The sequence below is a fragment of the Streptomyces sp. NPDC001002 genome (assembly GCF_053599215.1).
Genome location: NZ_JBSFLV010000027.1, coordinates 1 through 24,602 on the forward strand (window position 1 = coordinate 1; position 24,602 = coordinate 24,602).

Sequence of the window (24,602 nt, forward strand, 5' to 3'; positions counted from 1 at the left end):
GTCGTCGAGGCGCAGCGCCTTGCGCAGGACGACCTCCTGCGAGGTGAACGGCGCGTGCCCGGCCGCGGCCACCACCACGGCGTACGACACGACGTACTACAAGAACGCGGTCGGCAAGATCGCCGCCCATGCCGCCGACGTGGCCAAGGGACACCCCGGCGCGCAGGACTGGGACGACGCGCTGTCCGACGCCCGCTTCGAGTTCCGGTGGGAGGACCAGTTCAACCTCGCCCTGGACCCGGTCACCGCGCGGGAGTTCCACGACGAGACGCTGCCGGCGGAGCCTGCCAAGACGGCCCACTTCTGCTCGATGTGCGGGCCGAAGTTCTGCAGCATGAAGATCTCCCAGGACATCCGCCGTGAACACGGCGGCACCAGGGCGGAGGTCGAGGAGGGCATGGCCCAGAAGTCGAAGGAGTTCGCGGCGGCGGGCAACCGGATGTACCTGCCGATCGCCGACTGACGGGTGAAGGGTGACGAGGGGGCGGACCGCGTGGCCCGCCCCCTCGCTACCGGCACCGGCACAGACACCGAGCGTGCCGACGCCGAACGTGCCGACGCCGGTCGGCGCGTTGTCCGGCGGCCGGGCCTCGGGGGACGGGTCACCGGCCGCCGTGCCCACCAGGTTTCCGTCAGGACGGGCCACGCCGTGTCGACCGTTCGGACGCGTCACGCACCGGCCTGTCGGTCATTCGGCCGACACCGGATCGGACCCGCGCTCCTACGCTGAACCGCGTGGACTGGAAACGCCTGCTCAACCCGGTCGCCGGTCGGTTGCTCAAGGTCAGCAGCCTGATCGCGTTCCTGCTCACCTGGGCCGCGGACCTCGCCCTGCTGGACAAGAGCGCCGATCCCTACGGATCGCCCACCACCTGGCTGCCCGTGTACGTCACCGGTCCGCTGATCGGGCTGCTCGCTCTCGGCCTGCCGCGCTCGGCCGGTCTGGTCAAGCGGGTCGTCGCCGCGGTGGCGATCTCCCTCGCGACGACCGTCTGGACCGTGCTCGAACCCTCCGACATGGGGTGGTGGGGGGCGCTGGAGACAGCCGGGTTGCTCGTCCTCGTCGTGCACACGACGGGGCACTCCTGGCGGCCTGGAATCGCGACCGCGTACACCCTCACCGTGGTCGTCACGATCCTCGCGATGCCGCTGCGCAGCGGATCACGGGGGGCGTTCGCGGCCGGTGGCTACGTTCTGACCATCGCCCTGGCGATCTGCGTCGTCATCGGCTGTGCCATCCGCTCCCTGGAGATCCGCAGGGAACGCGCCGTGCACGACGTACGCCAGGCCGAACGTCTCGCTCTCGCCCGCGATCTGCACGACCTGATCGCCCATCACATGACCGGCATCATCGTCCAGGCCAACGCCGCGTTGACCATCAAGGCCACCGCTCCCGACAAGGTGGAGCCCATCCTGCGCGAGATCGCCCGGTCCGGGACGGAGACCCTGGAGTCGATGCGCCGCCTGGTGCGCGTCCTGCGCGAGGACAACCACGCCGCCCTGCGCCCGGGCGACCTGCTCACCGATCTCGCGGACCTGGTCTCCGCCCACTCCACCGCCGCAGGCCAGGGCGCACCGGCCCAACTGGAGGTCACAGCGGCGGCTCGCACCGCCCGCCTGAGCCCCGAGGTCGAACTCTCCGTGCAGCGGCTGGTCCAGGAGGCCCTCACCAACGTCCGCCGGCACGCCCCAGGGGCCCGCACCACCGTCCACCTGGACGCCGACCCCGCCTGGCTGGAGGTGACGGTCACCAACACCGCGCCCGGTCACCGGGCCGCCGTACCCGCCGGTGGTCGTGGCGGTTTCGGTCTGCTGGGCCTGCGTGAGCGCGTCGAGGCCCTCGACGGCACGCTCAGCACCGGCGCCCTCCCCCACGGCGGGTGGCAGGTACAGGCCGCCCTCCCGCTGGCCGTGCCCGTCGCCGACTCCCTCCGGACCGACCTGCCCAGGCGCTGACGGCCGGACGTCACCGGGGCCGGTGCACCGCGCCGTGCTCCCACGCCCACGCGGCGACCTCCACCCGGTTGCGGGCGTCGAGCTTGGCCTGGATGCGCGCCAGATACGTCTTCACCGTCGACAGCGACAGGAACAGCTCGTCGCAGATCTCCTGGTTCGTCCGCCCCACCGCGACCAGCCGCACGATGTCCAGCTCCCGCCCGCTGAGCCCGCCGACCCCCGCGTCCTCCGGCGCCGAGCCCCGCTCGTTCTCCTCCAGCCGCCGCAGCAGCCGTACCGTCACCGCGGGCGACACCAGCGCGTCCCCACGGGCCGCCGCCTGCACCGCCTCCACCAGCAGCCCCGGCGAGGCGTCCTTGAGCAGAAACCCGCACGCGCCGTTCCGCAGCCCGATCCGTACGTAGTCGTCCTGGTCGAAGGTGGTGATCAGGACGACGTTCAGCGGATCGACCACTCCCGGCCCCGCCAACTGCCGCACCACGTCCAGGCCGTCGAGGCGGGGCATGCGGATGTCGGTCAGCACGACGTCCGGGCGCAGCCTGCGGGCCAGATCGACGCACTCCACGCCGTCGGCCGCTTCGCCGACGACGTCGATGCCCGGCTGCGCCCCCAGGATCAGACTGAATCCGGTGCGTACCAGTTGCTGGTCGTCGGCGATCACCACAGTGATCCGTGTATCGGCCACCGCCTGTTCCTACCACGGGGTGAGCGACGGTCACGTCGACCGTGCCTACGGTTCTCACGCGCGGTTGTCGGTCATTCGGCCGACAGAACGGATGTTCGGCTTGCGCTCCCCCGAAGGGGTCTGTCGAGCGGAGGGCGCAAGCCGAGGGTTACTCCGGCTGGTGTTCCGGGCCTCCGAAGTCCGGGCTCGTGTAGTCCGGGCTCGAGAAACTCGGACGGGGACCGGCGGCCGGGCCGTCGTCCGGGCTGCTGAAGCCCGGGCGGTCGTAGCCGAGGTGCGGGATACGGCTGGTCGGCGCCGACGGTGCCGTGGGGTGCAGGGCCACGGCGGTGCCGGGGTCGGCCAGCGCGTCTCGCAGGAAGGGCAGGATGCCGCGCTCCAGGAGGGCCTCGCGCCAGGCTTCCCTGGCTCGGGTCACCTCCTCGCCGAGTTCGCCGTAGGGGCCGGTATCGAGCGAGGGCCTGTTGCGCAGTGCGGTGAGCAGCAGCCCGACGGCGGCGACGAGGATCGCGGCCGCGGTCATGGCGCCGAACACCCATCCGGCGGTGAGCATGGTCTGGGCGAAGGCCGGCTCGGGGGTGAGCATCTTGAGGATGTAGCCCACGAGCAGGAAGATCGCCGCGGCCGTGCCGGCGAGGACGGGGGTGAGGACCGCGGCGACGGCGACGGCGCCCGCCCCTTCGGCTGCCTCCCCCAGGGTGGTGGCGAGCCCCATCGCGCCCACGCCCGGCTCGGCCGAGCCGGTCTCGCGGGAGGACGACGGGGTGGACGACGCCGGCTGGCGCAGTTCCTCGCGGACCTTCACGTAGTGCTGGTACTCGGTCGCGGCGGCCACCGTGATGAGGGCGGTGGCGTTCAGCGCCATGGTGCGCAGCTGTTCGGGGTTCAGCCGCTGTCCGACAGCGGCCAGTTCCGGGCGGGTAGGGGCGGAGCGCAGCGCCTCGTCGAGGATCCGCTCGTACTCTTGGCGGTCCTCGCTGTGCAGGTGCTGCGGAACGCTGTTCATGTGCATCCCCCGATGCTCCGTAGGGCTTGGGGCTCGCATGCCAACGAGCCGTCGGGCAGAAACGGAGGGGAGCCTGCTACGGATAAGCCGATGGTAGAGCGGCGACGGCACAGGGTGACAGGGGGTTTCCAGAAATTGGGCCCTGGCCTGCGCTGTTCGTCGCGCTCGTCGTGCGCGGGGATACCGGGGGGATATCCGCCCTGTGAACGGCTAGATTTCCAGCGGCAGTTGCTGGACCAGCAGTTTTCCGGCCATGGTCACGCCGCCGTCCATCGCGATGGCCAGTCCGTCGGCGTAGATGTGCGGTCCCTCGACCAACGGCCGGGGCTCCTCCTCGCTCTCCTCGGAGCCGACTTCGCCCAGCAGATAGGGGATCGGGCTGTGGCCGTGCACGATCCGGGTGCCGCCGTAGGTGTCCAGCAGCGAGCGCACGGCGTCCGCGCCGCCCTCGTCGCGGAAGGAGAACCGCTTGGTGAACTTGCGGAACAGGTCCCAGCACTCGTCCGCGTCGTTGCGGGTGAGGGTCTCGCGGACGGTGTCGTTGACCGCCTCGATCGAGTCGCCGTAGTCGAGGTAGGCGGTGGTGTCCGAGTGGACGAGGAGGTAGCCGTCCACCTCCTCGACGGCGTCGAGGCGGGCCATCCACTGCAGATGGTGGTCCTGGAGGCGGTCCATGTCGGTCTTCTGGCCGCCGTTGAGCAGCCAGGCCGCCTGGAAGGTGGCGGTGCCGGCACCGGAGTTGACGGGGGTGTCGGAGAACCGCTTGGCGCCGAGCAGCAGCAACTCGTGGTTGCCCATGAGGGCCTTGCAGTAGCCGCCGGCCGCGGCCGCCTCGGCGGACAGCCGCATCACGAGGTCGATGACGCCGATGCCGTCGGGCCCGCGGTCGGTGAAGTCGCCGAGGAACCACAGCCGCGCGGTGCCGGCGCTCCAGTTGCCTGCGGAGTCGATCAGACCCCGCTCCTGGAGGGCGGCCAGCAGTTCGTCGAGGTAGCCGTGCACGTCACCGACGACGAAGAGCGGACCGGCGGCGCCTTCTTCCCGGTCCGCGGCCAGCGAGGCGGGATCGACGGGCACCTGAAGCGTGTCACCGCGGTTGATGACGGGCAGATCACGCCGGGTCGGTGTGTACCCGTCGGGGTGGTCGGCCACTTCCTCGACGGGTACGGCGACATCACCCGGGTGCGTGGTGTCGCCGTACGGACCGGTCTCGTGGACGTACGCCGGTACCCGGAAGTCGCGCAGCGTCGCCGCCCGCTCCGCCTCGGGTCCCTGACCGGCCCCCTGAGTCATCAGACCCCTCCACCATCACGCCGCATCTGAACCGCTTCGGACTGCCTGGTCGCAGCGGCCCGCGGTGTCGTGGGCCCATCATAGGAATGCCGATCGCGCCATGTGATGACCCAGGGGTGGTGAATCGGAGCAAGAGTCCAGTTCACCGCGGCTTTCGCCCCGATTGGGCAGGGCTTGGACCACCCCTGGTGAGGGTCGGCCTACCCCTTCTCGGGTGACCTCGGCGGGCTGACCGTCGTGCGCGGGGGACGTCGCTGGGACGAGGTGCGCACGATCAGCTCCGTCGGTATCACCTGCTCGACCGGTTGGTCCGATTCGACCCCCTCGATCGCGTCGATGAGGAGCTGCACCACGGCGGTGCCGATGCGGCGCGGCTTCAGCGAGAGCGTGGTGACCGGCGGCTCGGTGTTGGCGTACACGGTGGACTCGCTGCAGCAGACCAGAAGCAGGTCGTCCGGTACGCGCAGGCCGTAGCGGCGGGCCGCGGCGAGCAGATCCGTGCCGTTCGGGTCGAACAGGCCGTAGACGGCGTCGGGACGGTCCGGGCGGGCGAGCAGCCGGTCGGCGGCGACGGCGCCCGCGCACGGGTCGTGCGCCGGGTACTCCTCGTACACCGGGTCCTGGCCCACGCGTTCGCACCAGCGCAGGTACGCCGTGGTCGACAGCCGGGTGTACGTGTCCGTGGTCGTGCCGGTCAGCAGGCCGATGCGGCGGGCGCCGGCGTCGGCCAGGTGGTCGAGGATGCCGAGTACGGCGGCCTCGTGGTCGTTGTCGACCCACGCGGTGACCGGGAGCGAGCCGGCCGGGCGGCCGTCGGAGACGACCGGTAAACCCTGCCGGACGAGCTCGCTGACCACCGGGTCCTGGTCGGAGGGGTCGATGACGACCGTGCCGTCCAGGGCGACGTTCGACCACACGTCGTGGCGCGAGGTCGCGGGGAGGATCACCAGCGCGTAGCCGCGGGCGAGCGCGGCCGAGGTGGCGGCTCTGGCCATCTCCGCGAAGTACGCGAACTCGGTGAAGGTGAAAGGTTCATCCCCGTACGTCGTCACGGTCAGGCCGATGAGACCCGACTTGCCGGTACGGAGGGTTCGGGCCGCGGCCGACGGGCGGTAGCCCAGCCGGTCGGCGACCTCGCGGACGTGGCGGCGGGTGGCGTCCGGGAGCCTGCCCTTGCCGTTCAGGGCGTCGGAGACGGTCGTGATGGAGACTCCGGCGGCGGCGGCCACGTCTCTGATGCCCGCCCGGCCCGGCCTGCTCCCTCGACGTGAGGTTTCCGCGCGGCTCACCTGGTGCTTCCCTGCTGCTGTCATGGCGAGCCGATAGTAGGGCTCATGCGGTCGGGTAGGGCGGACGCATATGCACGCGTTGACAGGCACGTTTCTGCATGGTCATTTGGTGTCAACTACCTTTGAAACAAAGTCAGTTGAACGATCCAATGGCACTACGTGACTTGTCGGCACGCATGAGCCTGCCAACTTCCCGATGTTTCGAAGAGGTCTCAACTCACCTGCACGGGTGATGCGCGCCACGGCGTGAGCCACCGGTGCATAGATATATGTATCTGCGCCCCCCGATTCGTCATCCTTCGTGCCCTGATGCCCGTGATGCGGATGTGGTGGATGAGGTCTGATCAGGAAGTCCCTCGGCTGTACGCACCGGCGGCGAATCCTCATAAGGTGAGAAGTATTGGAAGCCGGTGGTGGCGACGGGTCCGCCGGTGGTCGCGAGGAGGACTGCGGTGAGCGAGACGAGCCCCAAGCTGCGCGCCGAGCTGGCGGGTATCCCCACCTACAAGCCGGGCAAGCCCGCAGCCGCCGGCGGCCCGGTGGCCTACAAGCTGTCCTCGAACGAGAACCCGTATCCGCCGCTGCCCGGCGTGCTGGAGAGCGTGACGGCCGCGGCCTCCTCCTTCAACCGCTACCCGGACATGGCCTGTACGGGTCTGATGAACGAGTTGTCGGACCGTTTCGGCGTCCCGCTCACCGACCTGGCCACCGGCACCGGCTCGGTCGGCGTCGCCCAGCAGCTGCTGCAGGCGACCGCGGGACCCGGCGACGAGGTCATCTACGCCTGGCGCTCCTTCGAGGCGTACCCGATCATCACGCGGATCAGCGGTGCCACGGCCGTGCAGGTGCCGTTGACCCCGGGCGATGTGCACGACCTGGACGCGATGGCGGACGCGATCACCGAGCGGACCCGGCTGATCTTCGTCTGCAACCCCAACAACCCGACGGGCACGGTCGTCCGGCGGGCCGAGCTGGAGCGGTTCCTGGACCGGGTGCCCGCCGATGTGCTCGTCGTCCTGGACGAGGCCTACCGCGAGTTCATCCGGGACATCGAGGTGCCGGACGGGGTGGAGCTGTACCGGCAGCGGCCCAACGTCTGCGTGCTGCGGACCTTCTCCAAGGCGTACGGGCTCGCCGGTCTGCGCGTCGGCTTCGCGATCGCCCATGAGCCGGTGGCGGCGGCGCTGCGCAAGACGGCGGTGCCCTTCGGCGTGAGCCAGCTCGCCCAGGACGCGGCGGTCGCCTCGCTGCGCGCCGAGGACGAACTGCTCGGCCGGGTCGGCTCGTTGGTCGGCGAGCGCCACCGCGTGGTCGAGACGCTGCGTGGCCAGGGCTGGACGGTGCCCGAGACCCAGGCCAACTTCGTGTGGCTGCGGCTGGGGGAGCGCACGCTCGACTTCGCGGCGCTGGCCGAGCAGCACGGCGTCGTGGTCCGGCCGTTCGCCGGCGAGGGCGCGCGGATCACGGTGGGGGAGACCGAGGCGAACGACATCTTCCTGAAGGTGGCGGAGGCGTTCCGCAAGGAGCTCTAGCCTCCGGCGGTTTCCGGAACCCGAGCTTCCCGTAGTGGTCCGGCGATGTGATGTGGGTCCCCTTTGGCCGTGAGGGGGCCCCACCCGCCCGGAGTCGAACTGTCATGCGTCATACTTGCTTGTGAATGTGAACGCGTTCACAAGCGTGTCCCATTGCTCCGCTTTGTATGTGACAAAGGGGGCAAACTGCCGCTGTGACCACGGCGACATAAGGAGACTGACGACGTGGAATTGGCTCTGGCGCCGGAGACATTGGCGCGCTGGCAGTTCGGCATCACCACCGTCTACCACTTCCTCTTCGTCCCCCTGACGATCTCGCTCGCCGCTCTGACGGCCGGCCTGCAGACCGCCTGGGTGCGCACGGAGAAGGAGAAGTACCTCAGGGCGACCAAGTTCTGGGGCAAGCTCTTCCTGATCAACATCGCGATGGGTGTCGTCACCGGCATCGTGCAGGAGTTCCAGTTCGGCATGAACTGGTCCGACTACTCGCGCTTCGTCGGTGACATCTTCGGCGCCCCGCTCGCCTTCGAGGCGCTGATCGCCTTCTTCTTCGAGTCGACCTTCATCGGTCTGTGGATCTTCGGCTGGGACAAGCTGCCCAAGAAGATCCATCTGGCCTGCATCTGGATGGTCTCGATCGGCACGATCCTGTCGGCGTACTTCATCCTCGCGGCCAACTCGTGGATGCAGCACCCGGTCGGCTACAAGATCAACGAGGCCAAGGGGCGTGCCGAACTCACCGACTTCTGGCTCGTCCTGACCCAGAACACCGCGCTGGCCCAGGCGTTCCACACGCTCAGCGCGTCCTTCCTGACCGGTGGCGCGTTCATGGTCGGCATCGCCGCCTTCCACCTGTTCCGCAAGAAGCACATCTCCGTGATGAAGAGCTCGCTGCGGCTCGGCCTGATCACCGTCGTCATCGCGGGAATGCTCACCGCGATCAGCGGTGACACTCTCGGCAAGGTCATGTTCAAGCAGCAGCCGATGAAGATGGCCGCCGCCGAGGCGCTGTGGGACGGCCAGGACTCCGCGCCGTTCTCGATCTTCGCCTACGGCGATGTGAGCAAGGGCCACAACACCGTCGAGCTGTCCGTGCCCGGGATACTGTCCTTCCTCGCCGACGACAACTTCAACTCCTACGTCCCCGGCATCAACGACACCAACAAGGCCGAGCAGGAGAAGTACGGACCCGGCGACTACCGGCCCAACATCCCGGTCGCCTTCTGGGCGTTCCGCTGGATGATCGGCTTCGGCATGGCGTCCTTCGCCATCGGCATCGTCGGACTCTGGCTGACCCGCAAGAAGTTCCTGCTGCCACAGCACCTGCGGGTCGCCGACGACGAGGTGCCGAACCTGGTCCTCTTCCGCAACAAGGCCCTCAGCCCCAAACTCGGCCGCCTCTACTGGCTCGTGGCCATCTGGACCCTCGGCTTCCCGCTGATCGCCAACTCCTGGGGCTGGATCTTCACCGAGATGGGCCGCCAGCCCTGGGTCGTCTACGGCGTCCTGCAGACCCGGCACGCGGTCTCCCCCGGGGTCTCCCAGTGGGAGGTCCTCACCTCGATGATCGTCTTCACCTCGCTCTACGCGATCCTCGCCGTCATCGAGGTCAAGCTGCTCGTGAAGTACGTCAAGGCCGGACCGCCCGAACTCACCGAGGCCGACCTCAACCCGCCCACGAAGATCGGCGGCGACACCCGTGACGCCGACAAGCCGATGGCCTTCTCGTACTAGGCCCAGGGAGATCGAGTCATGGAACTTCACGACGTCTGGTTCGTCCTCATCGCCGTCCTGTGGACCGGCTACTTCTTCCTGGAGGGCTTCGACTTCGGGGTCGGCATCCTCACCAAGCTGCTCGCCCGCGACCGCACCGAGAAGCGCGTGCTGATCAACACCATCGGACCGGTCTGGGACGGCAACGAGGTATGGCTGCTCACGGCCGGTGGCGCGACCTTCGCCGCCTTCCCCGAGTGGTACGCCACCCTCTTCTCCGGCTTCTATCTGCCCCTGCTGCTCATCCTGGTCTGCCTGATCGTGCGCGGAGTCGCCTTCGAGTACCGGGCCAAGCGCCCCGAGGAGAACTGGCAGCGCAACTGGGAGACCGCGATCTTCTGGACCTCGCTGCTCCCCGCTTTCCTGTGGGGCGTGGCCTTCGGCAACATCGTGCGGGGCGTGAAGATCGACAAGGACTTCGAGTACGTCGGCAACCTCGGCGACCTGCTCAACCCCTACGCCCTGCTCGGCGGGTTGGTGACGCTGACGCTGTTCACCTTCCACGGCACGGTGTTCACGGGGCTCAAGACCGTGGGGGACATCCGGGAGCGGGCACGGCGACTGGCCCTGAAGGTCGGTGTCCTCACCGCAGTCCTCGCGCTGGCCTTCCTGATCTGGACGCAGATCGACAACGGCGACGGCAAGAGCCTGGTCGCGCTCGTCGTGGCCGTGGCGGCGCTGCTCGCCGCGCTGGGGGCTACCGCGGCCGGGCGTGAGGGCTGGGCGTTCGCACTGTCCGGCGTCACGATCATCGCGGCCGTCGCGATGCTCTTCCTGTCGCTCTTCCCGAACGTCATGCCGTCCTCGCTCAACGCGGACTGGAGCCTCACGGTCACCAACGCCTCGTCGAGCCCGTACACCCTGAAGATCATGACCTGGTGCGCGGGGATCGCCACCCCGATCGTGCTGCTCTACCAGAGCTGGACCTACTGGGTGTTCCGCAAGCGGATCGGTACGCAGCACATCGCGGACGCCGCGCACTGAGTTCGAGGTGGGGCATGTTTCACGTGAAACATGCCCCTTGAGAAGAGGGTGTGTTTCACGTGAAACCGATCGACCCACGTCTGCTGCGATACGCCCGTGCCACCCGCGCGTTCATGATGGCGGTCGTCGGACTGGGTGTCGTCGGGGCGGTGTTGGTGATCGCCCAGGCGATGCTCATCGCCGAGATCGTGGTCGGCGCCTTCCAGCACGGCATGTCCGTCGCTGAACTCCGCACTCCCCTGCTGCTGTTGGCGGCGGTTGCTGTCGGCCGGTCCCTGGTCTCCTGGCTCACGGAACTCGCCGCGCACCGCGCCAGCGCGGCGGTGAAGTCGGAGTTGCGTGGGCGGTTGCTGGAGCGGTCCGTGGCGCTCGGCCCCGGGTGGCTGAGCGGGCAGCGGACCGGATCGCTGGTCGCCCTCGCCACCCGCGGGGTCGACGCCCTCGACGACTACTTCTCGCGCTACCTACCGCAGTTGGGCCTCGCGGTGGTCGTCCCGGTGGCGGTGCTGGCCCGGATCGTCACCGAGGACTGGGTCTCGGCGGCGATCATCGTCGGGACCTTGCCGCTGATCCCCGTCTTCATGATCCTGATCGGCTGGGCCACCCAGTCTCGGATGGACCGTCAGTGGCGGCTGCTGTCCCGGCTGTCCGGACACTTCCTGGACGTGGTCGCGGGACTGCCGACCCTCAAGGTGTTCGGGCGGGCCAAGGCGCAGGCCGACTCGATCCGTCGCATCACCGGCGAGTACCGCCAGGCGACCATGCGGACCCTCCGCATCGCCTTCATCTCCTCCTTCGCGCTGGAACTGCTCGCGACGCTGTCGGTGGCGCTGGTCGCCGTGACGATCGGCATGCGCCTGGTCCACGGTGACATGGACCTCTACGTGGGTCTGGTCGTCCTCGTCCTCGCGCCCGAGGCGTATCTGCCGTTGCGCCAGGTCGGCGCGCAGTACCACGCGGCGGCGGAGGGGCTGGCCGCGGCCGAGGAGATCTTCTCGGTGCTGGAGACACCGGTGCCGACCTCGGGGACGGGGGCTGTGCCGGCCGGGGGCATCGCCTTCCAGGGCGTGACGGTCCGGTACCTCGGGCGGGCCGAGGCCGCCGTGTCGGACGCGTCCTTCACCGTCGAACCCGGGGAGACGGTCGCCCTCGTCGGACCGAGCGGCGCGGGCAAGACAACGCTGCTGAACGTGCTGCTGGGCTTCGTGCCGCCCACCGAGGGTCAGGTCCTGATCGGCGGCACCGACCTCGCCGACATCGACCCCGAGCAGTGGCGGTCGCGGATCGCCTGGGTGCCGCAGCGCCCGCAGTTGTTCGCCGGCACGATCGCCGAGAACGTACGCCTTGCCCGTCCCGATGCCGACGAGGCCGCTGTAAGGCGGGCGTTGGCGGATGCCGGGGCGCTGGAGTTCGTGGACGCGCTGCCCGAGGGCGTCGACACCGCGCTCAGTGAGGACGGGTCGGGGCTGTCCGCCGGGCAGCGGCAACGGCTCGCGCTGGCCCGGGCGTTCCTCGCGGACCGGCCCGTGCTGCTGCTCGATGAGCCGACGGCGGCGCTGGACGGGGCCACCGAGGCCGAGGTCGTGGCGGCGGTACGGCGGCTCGCGGTGGGGCGGACCGTGCTGCTGGTCGTGCACCGGCCGGCGCTCCTCGGCGTGGCCGACCGGGTGGTGCGGCTGGCGGCGCCCGTGGCTGCCGCTCCTCTGGACACCGTTCCTGTGGACGCCGGGCCCAGGACCGCCGAGGCCCGGTCGATCGAGACCGCCGTCGGCACCGACTTCGCTGAGGCGGAGCCGACCGGGCCGACCGCGGACACCCGCGGTGTCCTCGCTCGCGTCCGTGCCATGTCCGGCCCCCGCCGTGGCCGTCTCCTGCTCGCTCTGCTGCTCGGAAGTCTCGCCACCGGCAGTGCCGTCGGGCTCATGGCGACCTCCGGCTGGTTGATCTCACGGGCTTCGCAGCAGCCGCCGGTGCTGTATCTGATGGTGGCCGTGACGGCGACCAGGGCGTTCGGGATCGGGCGGGCCGTCTTCCGGTACGCCGAGCGGCTCGTGTCGCACGACGCCGTGCTGCGGATGCTCGCCGACACCCGGGTCGCCGTCTACCGGCGCCTGGAGCGGCTGGCGCCCGCCGGGCTGCGCCGTACCCGCCGGGGCGACCTGCTGTCCCGGCTGGTCGCCGATGTGGACGCCCTCCAGGACTACTGGCTGCGCTGGCTGTTGCCCGCCGGTGCCGCCGTCGCGGTGTCCGCCGCGTCCGTCGGCTTCACGGCCTGGCTGTTGCCGGAGGCCGGTGCCGTGCTCGCCGTCGGGCTGCTCGCGGCCGGCGCCGGAGTCCCGCTGCTCACCGGCGCGGTCGCCCGCCGCGCCGAGCACCGACTGGCCCCGGCCCGCGGGGCGTTGGCGACCCGGGTGACCGATCTGCTCACCGGCACCGCCGAGTTGACCGTCGCCGGCGCCCTGCCCGCACGCACCGCAGAGACCCGACGGGCCGACGGCACCCTCACCCGCATCGCCGCGCGCGCCGCGGCCGCCACCGCCCTCGGCGACGGACTCACCGCCCTGATCTCGGGCCTGACCGTCACCGCCACCGCCCTGGTCGGCGCCCAGGCGGTCGCCGACGGACGGCTCGGCGGCGTCACGATGGCCGTCGTCGTCCTCACCCCGCTGGCCGCCTTCGAGGCCGTCCTCGGCCTCCCGCTCGCCGTCCGGTACCGCCAACGCGTGCACCGCAGCGCGGAGCGCGTGTACGAGGTCCTGGACGCGCCCGAGCCGGTACGGGAGCCGGAGCGGCCCCGGCAGGCGCCCGCCTCGCCGTTCCCGGTCGCCCTCAAGGGCCTCGCCGCCCGGCACGACGGGCAGGACCGGGACGCCCTTGCCGGTCTCGACCTGACCCTCGACGAGGGGCGCCGGATCGCCGTGGTCGGCCCGTCCGGCTCCGGCAAGACGACTCTCGCCCAGGTGCTGCTGCGCTTCCTGGACCCGGAGGCCGGCTCGTACACGCTGGCCGGCGTCGACGCGTACGCCCTCGACGGCGACGACGTACGACGGCTGGTGGGGCTGTGTGCCCAGGACGCGCACCTCTTCGACAGTTCGGTGCGCGAGAACCTGCTGCTCGCCAGGAAGGACGCCACCGAGGACGAACTGCGGGACGCCCTGCGGCGGGCCCGGCTCCTCGACTGGGCCGACGGTCTGCCCGACGGCCTCGACACGCTGGTCGGCGAGCACGGGGCCCGGCTGTCGGGCGGACAGCGGCAGCGGCTGGCACTGGCCCGCGCGCTGCTCGCCGACTTCCCCGTCCTGGTGCTCGACGAGCCCGCCGAACACCTCGACCTGCCCACTGCCGACGCCCTCACCGCCGACCTGCTGGCCGCGACGGAGGGCCGTACGACCGTCCTGATCACCCACCGTCTCGCCGGACTGGAAGCTGTGGACGAGGTGATCGTCCTGGGCGAGGGACGGGTCGTGCAGCGAGGGACCTACGCGGAACTGGCCGCGGTGGAGGGGCCGTTGCGGGCGATGGCGGAACGGGAAGCGGAGACGGAGCTGTTGGTGGCAGCCGTATAGCGGGGTGCCGCGTCCTTCGGCCCGACTTTCCGTACCAAACGCGACTAATTACGCTCAGGTCATGTCACGAGACCCGTCTCCCGACCCGTCCGTCGACCTGGCGGCACGCGTGCCGCAGCTGCTGGAGGCGATGCGGTCCGTCGGAAATGGCCTCGAACTGCACTCCACGCTGGACCGGATCTGCGCGACCGCGGCGGCCCTGACCGGTGCCAGGTACGCGGCCATCGGTGTCGTGGACGGGGATCGCGCGGGGCTCACCGACTTCGTCTGGTACGGCGTCGACGAGGCGACCGCCCGGCGGATCGGACGGCTGCCCGACGGGCAGAAGGGGCTCCTGGGGGCGCTCATCCGGGAGCCGGAACCGGAGCCGGTGCGGCTCGGGGAGCTGACGACGGATCCACGCTGCTGCGGCTTCCCCGAGCACCATCCGTCGATGCACGCGTTCCTGGGGCTGCCCATCCGCGTCCAGGGCGAGATCTTCGGCAACCTCTATCTGGCCGAGAAGCGGGACGGGGAGCCGTTCGACGACGGTGATCTCGACCTGGTGCGGGTGCTGGCCACGGAGGCGGGGATCGCCATCGGCAACGCCCGGCTGTACGAGGCCGCCCAGCAGCGGGAGCGGTGGATCGACGGCTCGGTCGCCGTCACCACGGCCCTGCTCTCCGGTGGCGACGCGGAGGACGCCCTCCAGGTCGTCGCGGAGCAGGCCCGTCGGCTGTCCGGTGCCGCGGCCGGGATCGTGCTGCTGCCCGCGGACGAGGGCGGCCTGGAGATCGTCGCCGTGGCCTCCGAGAAGCCCTCGGGCCAACTCGGCCGGGTCATCCCGGCCGAGAGCGAGATCGTCGCCGAACTTCTCGCCGGGCGGCCCGTGTTCGTGGCGGACGCCGGCACCGATCCGCGCATGCTGTCGTCGCTCGCGCGCGCTTACGGCCCGATCATGATGCTGCCGCTGCAGAGCGACGGCCGAGTGCTGGGCAGTCTCGTCATGCCGCGGGCGCGCGGCGAGCAGCCGTTCACGGAGACCGAGCGCGTCCTCGGCACCCAGTTCGCCTCGCAGGCCGCGCTCGCGCTGAAGATGGCCGACGCGCAGCGCGACCGGGAGCGGCTCGCGGTCTACGAGGACCGCGATCGCATCGCCCGTGACCTGCACGATCTCGTCATCCAGCGGCTGTTCGCGACGGGCATGATGCTGGAGAGCGCCCAGCGCGGGGCGGTCGTGCCCGAGGTGCGGGACGGGGTGGGCAAGGCCGTCGGCGAACTCGACGTCACCATCCAGGAGATCCGCACCGCGATCTTCGCGCTCCAACAGGGGCCCGCCGAAACGCCGTCGGGGCTGCGCACGCGGGTGCTGCGCGAGATCAAGACGGCCGCCGTGCCGCTCGGCTTCCGGCCTGCCCACCGTTTCGTCGGCCCGATCGACACCGTGGTGAGCGACCTCACCGGCAAGAACATCGTCGCCGCCCTGCGCGAGGCCCTCTCCAACGCCTTCCGGCATGCCGGGGCCTCCCGGATCGACGTTGTGCTCGACGCGACGGTGACCCTGCCGGACGGGCGTCCCGGTGTGCGGCTGACGGTCGCGGACGACGGTGTCGGCATCCCCGAGGGCGGTCGTCGCAGCGGCCTGCGGAACCTCAAGCGCCGGGCCGAGTCGCTCGGCGGCGACAGCCGGTACGGGCCGGGCATCGGCGAGAACGGCGGCGGCACGACGGTGGTGTGGCAGGCGCCGTACTGACTCCGGGGCGAAGCAGCTGTATCGACTCCGGTGCGAGGCGGTCGTAACAACCCCGCCCGACCCATCCAGTCCGTCCGTGAGTGACCCGTCCGCAGCAACCTGTCCCCCAGGCGTACGACTTGAACAGGCCAGGTGGCGGGCGGTCGGGTCAGGATCGCTGACATGGGCTCACCTCGCCGTCCCCCGTTGTTCGTTCCGGTGCTGCTGTGCGCGTTGGCGGTGCTGGCGGCGCGGGCCACGGCTGCCGACGGCGGATCGGGCGACGGCGCGTCCGGCGCGGAGACGGGCGCCGGTGACATGAGCGTCGGCGCTCAGGTGGCCCGGCTCTACGAGGACGCGGCGGTGGCGACGCGGCAGTACGAGGCGGGCCGGCTGCAGGCGGAGGTGCAGCGGGCGCGGGCGCAGCGGGCCGAGGAACTGCTGGACCGGGAGCGGCGGGAGATCGCCGTACTGCACGAGGACCTGGGCCGGATCGCGCGCGCCCAGTACCGCGACGGCGGGGGTCTGCCGATGGCCGCGCAGATCGTCCTCGCGAGCAGCACGGACGAGCTGATGCGTGGTCAGCATGTCTTCTCGCAGGTGAATCTGGCCGTCGGCAACGCGCTCGACAAGAGCCGTCGGGCCGAGGCGCGGCTCGCCGCCGACCGGACGAAGGCGGCGACGGCCTGGCGGACGCTGGAGCGGCGCAGCACCGAACTCGCCGCCGTGAAGGAGACCATCCAGAGCAGACTCGACGAGGCACGGGGCCAGTTGCAGGGCCAGGCGGACGTCTCGGTCGCGGCGGGCGCCTGCCGGGGCGCGGTCCGGCTCGACCAGCCCCGGACGCAGGTGACGGGCGCGTGGGTGACGCCCGTGGAGACCTACGAACTGTCCGCGGGCTTCGGCAGCGGCGGCGCCCGGTGGGCCAACCGGCACACCGGGCAGGACTTCGCGGTACCGATCGGGACGCCCGTGCGGGCGGCCGGCGCGGGACGGGTGGTGAAGGTGTCGTGCGGGGGAGCCTTCGGGATCGCAGTCGTGCTCGAACACCCGGGCGGCTACTACACGCAGTACGCCCATCTCGCCGCCGTCACCGTCGACCAGGGCCAGCGCGTGGCCGCCGGCCAGTGGATCGGCCAGTCCGGCACCTCCGGCAACTCCACCGGCCCGCACCTGCACTTCGAGGTACGCGTCACCCCGGAACTGGGCTCGGCGGTGGACCCGGTGCCGTGGCTGGCGGCGCGGGGGGTGCCGGTCGGCTGAGCAGCGGGGTGGGGGTGCCGGTGGGCCGAGCAGCCGCGGTCACGCCCGCATCCCTGCCGTATTCGCGAGCCAGAGCCGCCTACGGCAGCCGTTCCAGCAGCTCCTCGATCACGACCGCCACCCCGTCCTCGTTGTTGGCGACCGTCCGCCCCGAGGCCGCGGCGATCACGTCCGGGTGGGCGTTGCCCATCGCGTACGACCGGCCGGCCCAGGTGAGCATCTCCACGTCGTTGGGCATGTCACCGAAGGCGACGACCTCCTCGTGCGAGATCCCGCGCTCGGCGCAGCACAGGGCGAGCGTGCTGGCCTTGGAGACGTCGGGGCCGCTGATCTCCAGCAGGGCGCTGGGGCTGGAGCGGGTCACGTTGGCGCGGTCGCCGATTGCGAGCCGGGCCAGGGTGAGGAAGGCGTCCGGGTCGATTGTCGGGTGGTACGCGAGGATCTTCAGCACCGGCTCGTCGGCTCCCGGGGCGTCCGGCGCCAGGAGACGCTCGGCCGGCGCGAGGGTGTCCGGCGTCTCCATGTGCAGCTTGGGATAGTCGGGCTCCTGGTAGAAGCCGTACGTCTGCTCGACCGCGTACACCGTGCCCGGCGCCGCGTCCCGCAGCAGTCCTACGGCGTCCAGCGCGTTGTCCCGCGCCAGCTCCCGCACCTTCACGAACCGGTGGGCGCCGGGGCCGCCGTGCAGGTCGACCACGGCGGCGCCGTTGCCGCAGATCGCCAGGCCGTGGCCGTGGACGTGTTCGCTGACGACGTCCATCCAGCGGGCCGGGCGGCCGGTGACGAAGAAGACCTCGATGCCCGCCTCCTCAGCGGCGGCGAGGGCGGCGACGGTGCGCGGGGAGACCGATTTGTCGTCGCGCAGCAGGGTGCCGTCGAGATCGGTGGCTATGAGCCGCGGTGGGGCGGCGGATGCCGGGGTCTCGGGCTGTCGAGTCGCAGAGGTCACCGGCCCATTCTCCCGCATATGCGCGCACGCCCGTGCGGCGGAGTGCACAGATGAGACATAGATGACCCTCAGGTGAGGACTCGGGCGAGGCCTTGGGCGAGGCCTCGGGCGGGGTCAGCCCAGCTGGGCCGCCGCCTCCATGGCGATCTGCTCGAAGACCTTCTCGTCGGTGGCGAAGTCGGAGTCGGGGATCGGCCAGTGGATCACGAGCTCGGTGAAGCCGAGGTCCCGGTGGCGGCCCGCGAAGTCGACGAACGCGTCGAGGGAGGACAGCGGACGGGCGCGGTCCGGGGTGAAGCCGGTGAGCAGGATCTTGTCCAACTCGTCCGCGTCCCGGCCGAGCTCCGCGCAGGCGTCGGTGAGCCTGTCGAGCTGTCCGCGCAGGGCCCGCACAGACTGCTCCGGCGTGCCTTCCTCGTACAGCTTGGGGTCGCCGGTGGTCACCCATGCCTGTCCGTACCGGGCGGCGAGCCGCAGCCCGCGCGGGCCGGTCGCGGCCACCGCGAAGGGCAGCCGGGGGCGCTGCACACAGCCGGGGATGTTGCGCGCCTCGTGGGCCGAGTAGAAGTCGCCCTCGTAGGAGACGGAGTCCTCGGTGAGCAGCCGGTCGAGCAGCGGTACGAACTCGGCGAGCCGGTTGGCGCGCTCGCGCGGGGTCCAGGGTTCCTGGCCGAGCGCGGTGGCGTCGAAGCCGGTGCCGCCGGCGCCGATGCCCAGGGTGATCCGGCCGTCGGAGATGTCGTCGAGGGAGATCAGTTCCTTGGCGAGGGTCACCGGGTGCCGGAAGTTCGGCGAGGTGACCAGCGTGCCGAGCCGCACTCGCTCGGTCACGGCCGCGGCGGCGGTCAGCGTCGGCACGGCACCGAACCACGGGCCGTCGCGGAAGGTGCGCCAGGACAGGTGGTCGTAGGTGTAGGCGGTGTGGAAGCCGAGCTGCTCGGCCCGCTGCCAGGTCGCACGCCCGCCTTCGTGCCAGCGGAGGTACGGGAGGATCACGGTGCTCAGACGCAGACTCATGCGATCGAGCCTACGACCCCGCACCGACAACGGACGAAACGGGCACCGGACGCGGCACGCCCACCCGGCCGCTCCTCCCCGGCAGGGCTCAGTAACCCTCGGGAAACCGCAGATACTCCGCCGGTACCGCCTTCGTCAGCCACACCCCGTTCGCGCTGACCTGGAAGACGTGGCCGTCGCGGTGCATCGCGGCGGTGTCGACGGAGAGCACCACCGGGCGGCCGCGGCGGGCGCCGACGCGGGTGGCCGTCTCGCGGTCGGGTGAGAGGTGCACGTCGTGGCGGTTCATGGGCCGCAGGCCCTCGGCGCGGATCGCGTCCAGGTTGGCTGCCACGGTGCCGTGGTAGAGGTACGGCGGCGGGGTGGCCGGGGGCAGTCCGAGGTCGACCTCGACGCTGTGGCCCTGGCTGGCGCGGATCCGGGTGCCGTCGATCGCGAAGCGCTGCTTGTCGTTGGCGGCGACCACATGGTCCAGCTCGTCCCGGGTGAACCGGAACCCGTGCGCGGCGGCCGCGGCGATCAGTACGTCGATCTCGACCCAGCCCGCCTCGTCGAGGGTCAGTCCGATCCGCTCCGGCTGATGCCTCAGGTGCTTCGACAGGTACTTCGACACCTTCACGGTGCGTCGCTCGTCTTTGTCTCGTTCTTTATGTCTTTCTTCCATCCGGTCAGCATGACGGGAGAGACGTGCGTCACGCATTTTCTTTTGAAGAGAGGTTTGGTCCACAACCAACTGTAGTTATCCACAGGCTAATTGGCGGTTCTGTGGACAACTCCCGGTCCTGTCACAGCTGTTCGTCAAGATCAGCTGGGGGCCCGCCCCTTGGCATGAGCGCATCCAACCCCCTTGCCCGCACCTCCCGTTCAGCCGCCAACGCCACGAACTCACTCACCCGCTCCACCCCAACCAACCCCTCCACCGCCCGAATTGTCCCCTCGGGCAACACCACGGAGCGTGACGCGCCCCGCGACTCGACACCCGCCTCCTCCGCACCACCGTCCCCCAGTTGCCGACGCAGCTGCCGCACCGCCAACAGCCGCATCGCCCGGGCCAGTTCCGCGTCCACCGTCTGCTGCGCCAGGGGCCGCAGCCGCCGCACCAGCGAGGCCGCCTCGGCCGCGTCCGCGTCGCTCGGAAGACGTGATCCGTGCAGGTAGCGCGCGAAGACGTGCTCGGTGGTGAACTCCAGGAACCTGGCCGCGATGTGCTCGACCTGACCCCTCAACTCCCGCAGATGACCGGCGATCGCGGACAGCGGCACGCCCGCCTCGTACAACTCCACGGCCACGGCCAGCTCTTGGGGGCTCGGCACGAGGAAGGAGTCCGCGTCCCCCGGCACCGGCTCCAGCACCCCCAGCTCGACCGCGTCCGCGACCGCCGCGTCGTCCGGCGACCCGCCGAACCGCTCGTCGAGCTCGGCCCGCGAGATCCGTACCGCCTCCTCGTCGGTCCACGGACCGTCGACCTCGGCGACCAGCCCGAGCACCCCGCCCAGGCCCCGGCCGGCGTCCCAGGCGGCCAGCAACTCCTTGATGGAGGCCAGGGTGTAGCCGCGGTCGAGGAGGTCGGCGATCTGGCGCAGCCGGACGAGGTGGGCGTCGGAGTACAGGTTGGCCCGGCCGCGGCGCTCGGGGCGGGGGAGCAGGCCGCGGTCCTGGTAGGCGCGGATGGTGCGGACGGTGGCGCCGCTGACGTGCGCGAGGTCCTCTATGCGATAGCCGGCCGGGGCGCTCACGCCACCGACCTCGCCGCCGGTGACCTGCGCAGATACTCCACCGCCCGGCTCATCGAACCCTCCTGGGAGGGGTGGTAGGAGCGCCGCAGATAGCGGGGGATCGCCGCGCCGAGATCCCGCCACGCGGGCAACAGGCCTTTGCGTACGGCTCGTTCGTGCGCGACGAGGGAGTAGCGCAGTCGGCCCGCGAGCCGCGGGTCGTGGCGGATCAGGTAGGCCGATCCCCACAGCCACATGTAGAGCATCACGGGCGCGGTGACGGCCATGCCCGCGACGCGGAAGGCGTAACGGGGCGCGCCGGTGCCGCCGCAGTGCTGGAACATGTCGAAGGCGACCGCGCGGTGTTCGACCTCCTCGGCGCCGTGCCAGCGCAGCAGGTCGAGCATGACCTCGTCGGCTCCGGCCGCGTCCAGGGCCTCGGCGGCCAGGATCCAGTCGCCGAGCACCGCGGTGAACTGCTCGATCGCCGCGACCACCGAGAGCCGGAAGCGCAGCCACTCGCGCCGGGGGATCGGGACGCCGAGCGGCGGACGTTCACCGAGCAGCCGCTCGAAGAGGAAGTCGACGTACTTGGTGAAGTCCTCGGTGTCGAGGTGCTGCGCGGCCAGGTGATCCAGCACGTGCGAGTGCTGCACGCTGTGGGTGGCCTCCTGGCCCATGAACCCCTTGACGTCCACGAGCAGTTCGGGGTCCTTGATACGCGGCAGGCCCTCCTTGAAGACCTGCACGAACCACCGCTCCCCCGCCGGCAGCAGCAGATGCAGCACGTTGATGACATGGGTCGCGGTCGGCTCGCGCGGGATCCAGTGCAGGGGTGTGCGCGACCAGTCGAAGGACACCCGGCGCGGCGCGATCCGCCCGCTCACCGCAGCCGCTCCATCCGCGCGATCCGCCCGCTCACAGCAGCGACCCCATCTGCGAGACCCACACGCTCCGCCCGCTCACAGCGGCGGCTCCATCCGCGCGATCGCGCGCAGCGCACCCGGCGCGAACCGGCCGAGCAGCCGGGCGCCCCGCGCCTCCGGAGTGACCGCCACGACCGCCTCGTTGCGCACGACCGCCCGCACGATCGCGTCGGCGACCTTCTCCGGCGGGTAGTTGCGCAGCCCGTACAGGCGCGCCGACCGCTTCTGTCGCCGCTTCTCCTCGTCGGCGTCGACCCCGGTGAAGCGTGCGGTCGAGGTGATGTTGGTGTTGACGAAGCCGGGGCAGATGGCGCTCACCCCGATGCCCTGGCCCGCGAGTTCGGCGCGCAGGCACTCGCTGAGCATGAGCACGGCCGCCTTGGAGGTGCTGTAGGCGGGCAGCGCCCTGGAGGGCTGGTAGGCCGCCGCAGACGCGGTGTTGACGATGTGGCCGCCCTGGCCGCGCTCGGCCATCTGCTTGCCGAAGAGCCGGCAGCCGTGGATGACGCCCCACAGGTTGACGTCGAGGACCTTCTTCCAGTCCTCGGGGCTGGTGTCGAAGAAGGAGCCGGACAGGCCGATCCCGGCGTTGTTCACCAGCACGTCCACCACCCCGTACTCGGCGGCGACCTTCGCGGCGAGCTTCTCCATGGCCTGTTCGTCGGAGACGTCGGTGGTCTCGGCCCAGGCGCGCGGGGCGCCGAGCAGCCGGGACAGTTCGGCGGTGCGCTCCGCGGCCTCCTGGTCGCGGTCGACGGCGATCACGCGCGCGCCGTTCTCGGCGAACGCGAACGCCGTGGCCCGTCCGATGCCGCTGCCGGCGCCGGTGACCAGCACGAGCTGCCCGCCGAAGCGGTCGGCGTACTTGCCGTCGGCCTTCACCTGGGTCCTGCCGCCCGCCGCGCTCTCCGTGCTCGTCACGAACTCTCCGATCCAGGCGGCCAGTTGGTCGGGCCGGGTGCGCGGGATCCAGTGTTTGGCCGGGATCGTGCGCCGGGTCAACCGGGGTGCCCACTCCTCCAGTTCGTCGTAGAGCCGCTCGGACAGGAACGCGTCCCCCAGCGGCGTGATGAGCTGCACGGGCGCGTGCGCGTAGGCGTCGGGGCGGGGCCTGCGCAGCCGGGCGCGGACGTTGTCCCGGTACAGCCACGCCCCGTGGGCCGCGTCCTGGGGCAGCGAGGAGGTCGGGTAGGCGCCGCGGGGCACCTTCTCGACGCGCTCCAGGATGCGCGGCCAGCGCTTGCCGAGGGGGCCGCGCCAGGCCAGTTCGGGCAGCACGGGCGTGTGCAGCAGGTACACGTACCAGGACTTGGCGCCCTGGCCCAGGAGTTGGCCGACCCGGCGCGGGGTGGGCTTGCGCAGGCGCTTGTTGATCCAGTGCCCGAAGTGGTCGAGGGAGGGCCCGGACATCGAGGTGAAGGAGGCGATGCGGCCCTCGGTGCGTCCGACGGTGACGAACTCCCAGGACTGCACCGAGCCCCAGTCGTGCCCGACCAGGTGCACCGGCTTGTCGGGGCTGACCGTGTCGATCACCGCGAGGAAGTCGTCGGTGAGCTTCTCCAGGGTGAAGCCCCCGCGCAGCGGCTGCGGCGCGGTCGACCGGCCGTGGCCGCGGACGTCGTAGAGGACGACATGGAAGCGTTCGGAGAGCCGGGCGGCGACCTCGGACCACACCTCCTTGCTGTCCGGGTAGCCGTGCACCAGGACCACCGTCGGCCGCCCGGGGTCCCCCAGCTCGGCGACGCACAGGTCGACGTCGCCGGTCAGTACCCGGCGCTCGCGCGCGCCCTGGAGCACCTCCGCCTCCGTCTGCCCGAGGTCCGCCGCCGTGCCCTTGTTGCCGGGCTTCCTCGCCACCGTCATTTCTCCTCCGCCCAGCGCCGCACGTGCGGCAGATCGTCGTCCAGCCAGAAGGCGCTCTCCTGGGGATCCGTCGAGTCGGTGACGACGAGGATCTCCTCGAACTTGGCGCCCGTGCCCCGGAATCCGAGGTGGGGTTCGACCGCCCACAGGCCCGGCTGCGGCGGGTGGTCGGAGAAGCGGTACGGCGACCACAGCGGGGACCAGCCGTCCCGGTGGCCGTGCAGGGCGTCGCTCGCCAGGCCCTTGAGGGACTGGGTGCCGAACCCGAACAGGTGCGGTGAGAAACGGCGTTGCTTGACCTGGTCGACCTTGTGGGCGATCACGCCGAAGGGGTAGGCGCGGTGCCGGTTGGCGTAGCCCTGGCGGACCATGAGGCGGTCCACGTCCTCGTAGATCGTGCGCAGCGGGCGCTTCTCGCGGACCTCGCGCAGGATCAGCTCGCGGTGCGCCTCCAGGTCGGCCATGAGCCGGTCCTGCACCGGGTTCGCGCCGAGGGAGCCCGAGTAGCCGATGTCGGCCGTGTAGCCCTCGTACACCGGAGCCATGTCGAGGATGAACGGCATGCCGGGCTCCAGGCGGCGGTCGGTGGGGAAGAACTGGAGCGGGACGCGGAAGTTCACGAACGCCGTGCGGTCGCCGAACCAGGCGAAGGGTAGGTGGAACCAGTCCTTGACTCCCCGCGCGCGCAGCCACTCGCGCTGCATCCGCGCGGCCTGCCGCTCCGACACGCCCGGCTCCAGGCGGGCCGCGACCGCCTCCGCGCACTCGTACGCGAGCTGCTGGACCTGCCTGAACCCCCGCAATCGCGCGGAGAGTTCGCCCGTCACCGCCGTCGTCATGCCGACCCCGCCCCACCGTCTCCATCGACTGCGCTACGTGTCCGTAACTTGACACCAGCGAATGTGACAGTAGTTAGAGGCTGCGTCAATAGGCGGGCTCCGGGCTGTGGACAACCTCGCGTTGTGGATAACTCTGCGTAGCTCTCAGGTAGGGGTATCCCCTAAGGATCCGTACATCTGGAGTGTGAGACGAAGACAGCTCTTCGGTCTGACGACCGACGTGGTCCGCGTCACT

The 24,602-nt window shown here is 70.9% G+C and carries 19 protein-coding genes; 8 read left to right on the top strand and 11 right to left on the bottom strand.

Annotated elements, in window-relative coordinates; all coding sequences use genetic code 11:
- Positions 1-463 (top strand): phosphomethylpyrimidine synthase ThiC (locus ACWDR3_RS14945; protein WP_450352896.1); only part of this gene is annotated, 463 nt, incomplete at its 5' end.
- A gap of 272 nt (positions 464-735) precedes the next feature.
- On the top strand, positions 736-1,956 hold the full coding sequence (locus ACWDR3_RS14950) for a sensor histidine kinase (RefSeq protein ID WP_450352897.1): 1,221 nt from the start codon (positions 736-738) through the stop codon (positions 1,954-1,956).
- 10 nt (positions 1,957-1,966) lie between these two features.
- Here ACWDR3_RS14950 and ACWDR3_RS14955 read toward each other — a convergent pair whose 3' ends face one another.
- The 4 genes from ACWDR3_RS14955 to ACWDR3_RS14970 form a co-directional block, all read right to left on the bottom strand.
- The gene (locus ACWDR3_RS14955; protein ID WP_450352898.1) at positions 1,967-2,641 is read right to left on the bottom strand and encodes a response regulator; all 675 of its coding nucleotides are present in this window, start codon (positions 2,639-2,641) and stop codon (positions 1,967-1,969) included.
- A 148-nt stretch (positions 2,642-2,789) separates the two neighbouring features.
- Positions 2,790-3,653, bottom strand: coding sequence for a hypothetical protein (locus tag ACWDR3_RS14960; protein ID WP_450352899.1), 864 nt, complete (start codon positions 3,651-3,653; stop codon positions 2,790-2,792).
- Positions 3,654-3,857: 204 nt separating this feature from the next.
- Entirely contained in the window at positions 3,858-4,940 is a 1,083-nt protein-coding gene (locus ACWDR3_RS14965; RefSeq protein ID WP_450352900.1) for a metallophosphoesterase, read from the bottom strand.
- Positions 4,941-5,140: 200 nt separating this feature from the next.
- Complete coding sequence (locus tag ACWDR3_RS14970; protein ID WP_123999019.1) at positions 5,141-6,253, bottom strand: LacI family DNA-binding transcriptional regulator; 1,113 nt, start codon at positions 6,251-6,253, stop codon at positions 5,141-5,143.
- Positions 6,254-6,681: 428 nt separating this feature from the next.
- Between ACWDR3_RS14970 and hisC the strand changes: the two genes are divergently transcribed.
- The 6 genes from hisC to ACWDR3_RS15000 all read left to right on the top strand — a co-directional run bounded on the left by hisC (position 6,682) and on the right by ACWDR3_RS15000 (position 17,058).
- Entirely contained in the window at positions 6,682-7,761 is a 1,080-nt protein-coding gene (gene hisC / locus ACWDR3_RS14975) for a histidinol-phosphate transaminase (RefSeq protein ID WP_450352901.1), read from the top strand.
- Positions 7,762-7,986: 225 nt separating this feature from the next.
- Positions 7,987-9,495, top strand: coding sequence for a cytochrome ubiquinol oxidase subunit I (locus ACWDR3_RS14980; protein ID WP_450352902.1), 1,509 nt, complete (start codon positions 7,987-7,989; stop codon positions 9,493-9,495).
- 18 nt (positions 9,496-9,513) lie between these two features.
- Positions 9,514-10,518, top strand: coding sequence for a cytochrome d ubiquinol oxidase subunit II (gene cydB, locus ACWDR3_RS14985; protein WP_450352903.1), 1,005 nt, complete (start codon positions 9,514-9,516; stop codon positions 10,516-10,518).
- Positions 10,519-10,577: 59 nt separating this feature from the next.
- On the top strand, positions 10,578-14,084 hold the full coding sequence (gene cydD / locus ACWDR3_RS14990) for a thiol reductant ABC exporter subunit CydD (RefSeq protein WP_450352904.1): 3,507 nt from the start codon (positions 10,578-10,580) through the stop codon (positions 14,082-14,084).
- A gap of 61 nt (positions 14,085-14,145) precedes the next feature.
- Positions 14,146-15,816, top strand: coding sequence for a sensor histidine kinase (locus ACWDR3_RS14995; protein ID WP_450352905.1), 1,671 nt, complete (start codon positions 14,146-14,148; stop codon positions 15,814-15,816).
- 162 nt (positions 15,817-15,978) lie between these two features.
- The gene (locus ACWDR3_RS15000) at positions 15,979-17,058 is read left to right on the top strand and encodes a peptidoglycan DD-metalloendopeptidase family protein (protein WP_450352906.1); all 1,080 of its coding nucleotides are present in this window, start codon (positions 15,979-15,981) and stop codon (positions 17,056-17,058) included.
- A 79-nt stretch (positions 17,059-17,137) separates the two neighbouring features.
- On the opposite strand, the gene ACWDR3_RS15005 is transcribed toward ACWDR3_RS15000, so the two are convergent.
- The 7 genes from ACWDR3_RS15005 to ACWDR3_RS15035 all read right to left on the bottom strand — a co-directional run bounded on the left by ACWDR3_RS15005 (position 17,138) and on the right by ACWDR3_RS15035 (position 24,367).
- Positions 17,138-18,025 (bottom strand): Cof-type HAD-IIB family hydrolase, encoded by an 888-nt coding sequence (locus ACWDR3_RS15005; RefSeq protein WP_450352907.1) that lies wholly within the window; start codon positions 18,023-18,025, stop codon positions 17,138-17,140.
- Positions 18,026-18,121: 96 nt separating this feature from the next.
- Positions 18,122-19,024 (bottom strand): LLM class flavin-dependent oxidoreductase, encoded by a 903-nt coding sequence (locus tag ACWDR3_RS15010; protein ID WP_450352908.1) that lies wholly within the window; start codon positions 19,022-19,024, stop codon positions 18,122-18,124.
- Positions 19,025-19,112: 88 nt separating this feature from the next.
- Positions 19,113-19,688, bottom strand: a complete 576-nt coding sequence (locus ACWDR3_RS15015) for an RNA 2'-phosphotransferase (protein ID WP_450352909.1) — start codon at positions 19,686-19,688, stop codon at positions 19,113-19,115.
- 121 nt (positions 19,689-19,809) lie between these two features.
- Positions 19,810-20,760 (bottom strand): MerR family transcriptional regulator, encoded by a 951-nt coding sequence (locus ACWDR3_RS15020; protein WP_450352910.1) that lies wholly within the window; start codon positions 20,758-20,760, stop codon positions 19,810-19,812.
- Positions 20,757-21,626 (bottom strand): metal-dependent hydrolase, encoded by an 870-nt coding sequence (locus tag ACWDR3_RS15025; protein WP_450352911.1) that lies wholly within the window; start codon positions 21,624-21,626, stop codon positions 20,757-20,759. The genes ACWDR3_RS15020 and ACWDR3_RS15025 overlap by 4 nt, the downstream gene beginning before the upstream one ends.
- A 75-nt stretch (positions 21,627-21,701) precedes the next feature.
- Positions 21,702-23,462 carry an SDR family oxidoreductase gene (locus tag ACWDR3_RS15030; RefSeq protein WP_450352960.1) on the bottom strand — a complete coding sequence of 587 codons (1,761 nt, stop codon included), beginning with the start codon at positions 23,460-23,462 and terminating at the stop codon, positions 21,702-21,704.
- A 62-nt stretch (positions 23,463-23,524) separates the two neighbouring features.
- Positions 23,525-24,367 (bottom strand): M24 family metallopeptidase, encoded by an 843-nt coding sequence (locus tag ACWDR3_RS15035; RefSeq protein WP_450352912.1) that lies wholly within the window; start codon positions 24,365-24,367, stop codon positions 23,525-23,527.
- Between the last annotated feature and the right edge of the window lie 235 nt (positions 24,368-24,602).